The organism is Allomuricauda sp. ANG21 (assembly GCF_040705235.1).
Taxonomy (GTDB): domain Bacteria; phylum Bacteroidota; class Bacteroidia; order Flavobacteriales; family Flavobacteriaceae; genus Flagellimonas; species Flagellimonas marina.
In genome coordinates, this window is sequence record NZ_JBFCVT010000026.1 from 1 (window position 1) to 3,049 (window position 3,049).

5 protein-coding genes are annotated in these 3,049 nt (G+C 43.8%); 2 read left to right on the top strand and 3 right to left on the bottom strand.

The genetic code is table 11. The features are described 5' to 3' along the window. Positions 1–211 precede the first annotated feature (211 nt). The 3 genes from AB1A65_RS17700 to AB1A65_RS17710 are packed head-to-tail and all read right to left on the bottom strand — an operon-like array spanning position 212 to position 2,307. Positions 212–1,066 (bottom strand): glucosaminidase domain-containing protein, encoded by an 855-nt coding sequence (locus AB1A65_RS17700; RefSeq protein WP_366591240.1) that lies wholly within the window; start codon positions 1,064–1,066, stop codon positions 212–214. After that, positions 1,063–1,968 (bottom strand): pyridoxal-phosphate dependent enzyme, encoded by a 906-nt coding sequence (locus AB1A65_RS17705; protein ID WP_366591241.1) that lies wholly within the window; start codon positions 1,966–1,968, stop codon positions 1,063–1,065. The genes AB1A65_RS17700 and AB1A65_RS17705 overlap by 4 nt, the downstream gene beginning before the upstream one ends. A 9-nt stretch (positions 1,969–1,977) precedes the next feature. After that, positions 1,978–2,307, bottom strand: a complete 330-nt coding sequence (locus AB1A65_RS17710) for a hypothetical protein (protein WP_207096583.1) — start codon at positions 2,305–2,307, stop codon at positions 1,978–1,980. A 173-nt stretch (positions 2,308–2,480) separates the two neighbouring features. Here AB1A65_RS17710 and AB1A65_RS17715 point away from each other — a divergent pair, with 173 nt between their 5' ends. Together AB1A65_RS17715 and AB1A65_RS17720 are read left to right on the top strand one after the other, a co-directional pair. Further along, positions 2,481–2,642, top strand: coding sequence for a DUF5522 domain-containing protein (locus AB1A65_RS17715; protein ID WP_366591242.1), 162 nt, complete (start codon positions 2,481–2,483; stop codon positions 2,640–2,642). Between the two features lie 62 nt (positions 2,643–2,704). Continuing rightward, the coding region (locus AB1A65_RS17720) for a DUF4136 domain-containing protein (RefSeq protein ID WP_366591243.1) at positions 2,705–3,049 on the top strand (345 nt) is incomplete at its 3' end.

A 3,049-nucleotide genomic window follows, 5' to 3' on the forward strand; every position in this document is an offset into this window, starting at 1 on the left:
GACTGCGCTCGAACTGACAGTGAAGACATTCGACGTCATGCTGAATTTAGTTCAGCATCTCGTGGTTCATAACTAAAAGCTTCTGGCGTCAATTCGAGTGATTCACTTTAGTGAATCGTATCGAGAATCAGCAACTTCGTATCAGTTCTCGACCTGCCTGCCGGTAGGCGGGTACAACTTATCCTCACAGCCAAGCCACTCGAACTGACGGCTATTTTGCTTTTTCTTTACGGATGTTCAGCACTTGCCCAATGGAGATGTTGGTGCCGTTAAGATTGTTGAGCCGTTGGATTTCATCCACCGAGATTTCATATTTACGGGAAAGCGCATAGAGCGTATCGCCCTTTTCCACTACGTGGGTAAACACTTCATATTGTTTGGGTTCACGAACCGTGTCCAAACCGCCGCGCACAACAGCTTCGTCATATTCGTGCAGGTTATACCGTTCAATCAATGCGATCAATTTCTGTGGATACTGTCGGTCCGTGGCATAGCCCGCTTGTCTGAGACCATGCGCCCATTTTTTGTAATCATCACGCCTGTAATTGAACAAAAAGGCGTATCGGGAACGCGAGGACAAAAAGATACTATGATCCCGAAATGAGAACATGGGGTGATTGTATTTTCGGAAGCATTCTCCCTTGGCATCATCATCATGAAAATCGTACTCACCCTGCCAACCGGTATGGCATTTGATACCGAAATGATTATTGGTTTTTAAGGTAAGTTCTCCGCGCCCAGAACCACTTTCCAAAATACCCTGTGCCAAGGTGATACTGGCCGGAATACCAAAGGCTCGCATTTCGTATTGGGCGATCTCGGCAAAGGTTTCAATATACTCCTGGGTATCAGAAATGGGAAAACGCTCAAACCGCCCTGGGTCTGCGGGCATGGGATAGAGGTCCTTGGCCACCTCCGTTTCCACATCGGTAGTGGTCTTTGTGACGGGTTCTTCAGTTTTTATCACTACCGGAGCCCCATTTCTCTGGGTTGTCCTTCTTTTTTTCGCACCACAACTGCTCAGCAAAAAAGCCACCAGCAGCACATATCCTATTCGCCTGATCATACGTCCAATAATGGTAATTTTTTTTGTTCCAACACTTGGTTCATGCCTGTTATCCCTTGTAATCCGCCAGTGTGGATCGCCAAAATTTGGGTTCCCTTTGGGAAAAAATCCTGTTTTATGAGTTCAAAAATACCAAAAACCAGCTTTCCAGTGTAAATGGGGTCCAACGGAATCCCAGTTCCCTTTTTAAACCGGTTGATAAATTGCACCAACTCTGGGGTTACTTTGGCATAGCCCCCAAAATGATAATCGGTGACCAACTGCCAACGTTCATTTTGCGCAAATGTACTAATATCCGCTTTCAAAAAATCACCCTTTAGTGCAGGGACCCCTAAAACGGTCTGATGGGGTTGGGTGGAATTGATAAGTCCAGCTAAAGTCCCGCCTGTTCCCACACTACTGCAGATATAATCGAAAGTGGAATCATCTTCGGACAGAATTTCGGCACAGCCTTTTACGGCCAGTTTGTTGGTACCGCCTTCGGGAAGAAGGTAGAATTCACCAAAAGTGTCTTTTAACTGCTGCAAAAAATCAGGCTCATTTTTATCTCGATACGCACTTCGCGATACAAAATGAAATTGCATTCCGTTCTTATGGGCCAGTTCTAGGGTGGGATTGTCTTCCCAATTGTTCTCCAGTTCCTCACCTCGAATCACCCCAATGGTTTTGAATCCCTGTTCATGTCCTGTACAAGCCACTGCAGCAATATGGTTGGAAAAGGCCCCGCCAAAAGTGAGCAAGGTGGCTTGACCCTGATTCCGGGCTTCCAGAAGATTATATTTGAGTTTACGGTACTTGTTCCCGGAAACAAAAGGATGTATGGTGTCTTCTCGTTTAATGTGAAGGGTCACCTCTTTTTCATCAAGAAGGGGCGACTCTATTTTCTGATTGGCTGTTTTCAAATTTGTCCCTTAACGTGTCAAGTAGTTGACAAAACCAAAGGCTTTTCGCTTGGAAAGATAATCCATGTCCTTTTCATTGGCATAGGCTTCTCGTTCAAAACTGATGTTCTGGTAGGCACGGTAGCTATCCAAATAAAGTAAGGTACGCAACAACCATTCGGAAATATAAAGAATGTAAAAGGGTAAAATGAGAAGTTCCCGTTGTTGTTTTAGGTGGATGCGCTCATGGTTGATGAGCACTTCATCCGCTTTGAGCGACCCTTCCTTTAGAAATATAAAGGGCCACACCGATAGTCCGACGTAGTTTTTGTAAAAAAAGTGTTTGAATACCAATATCACGTAAAAACTATCAAAGGTTTCCTACAAATATAACTGCAAAATGCTGGTAAAATTGGGTGCTATCGATAATACGATCAACAATTTCGGTGAATAACCCTGTTTTGGAAATCTTAAAACCCTAGGGCTTTTCCCTTGAAAATTGTAACTTTAGGTAAAGAACTTGCGTAGCACGTATGAAGGAACATATTCCCTTGGAGGAGGGTGATTTTTACTTTTCGGAGGAGGGGTATAAGGTGTTCACAGAGCAATATCTCCTAAAAAGAGGGTATTGTTGTGAAAGTGGTTGCCGACATTGCCCATACGGCTACAGTGCAAAAACAAACATGAGACGCTAAAACTACATTCGGCATAATATTTGTGACGTATTTAGTATCTCAACGAATTCAAAAACAGTACTATGAAAAATGTAAAATTATTCACTTTGGCTGCAATGGCCCTTATCTTATTGGCTTCTTGCAGTTCAGTCAGAGTGGTTTCCGACTACGATCAGCGAGCGGACTTTAATACATACAGAAGTTACGCTTTTTACAAAACAGGTATCGATAAGGCTCAAATTTCCGATTTGGACAAAAAACGTATTCTACGCGCCATTGAAAACGAATTGGGTTCCCGCGGTTTCGTAAAATCTGAAAATCCAGATGTCCTTATCAGCATTTTCACCAAGGAACGTGAGCGTGTTGATGTTTACAACAACAACTTTGGCTGGGGCTGGGGTTGGGGTGGTTTCTACAACCCTTGGGTC

Excerpts from the sequence above, each read along its gene's own strand:
- AB1A65_RS17700 (WP_366591240.1), bottom strand. The coding sequence starts at position 1,066 with ATGATCAGGCGAATAGGATATGTGCTGCTGGTGGCTTTTTTGCTGAGC.
- AB1A65_RS17715 (WP_366591242.1), top strand. The coding sequence starts at position 2,481 with ATGAAGGAACATATTCCCTTGGAGGAGGGTGATTTTTACTTTTCGGAG.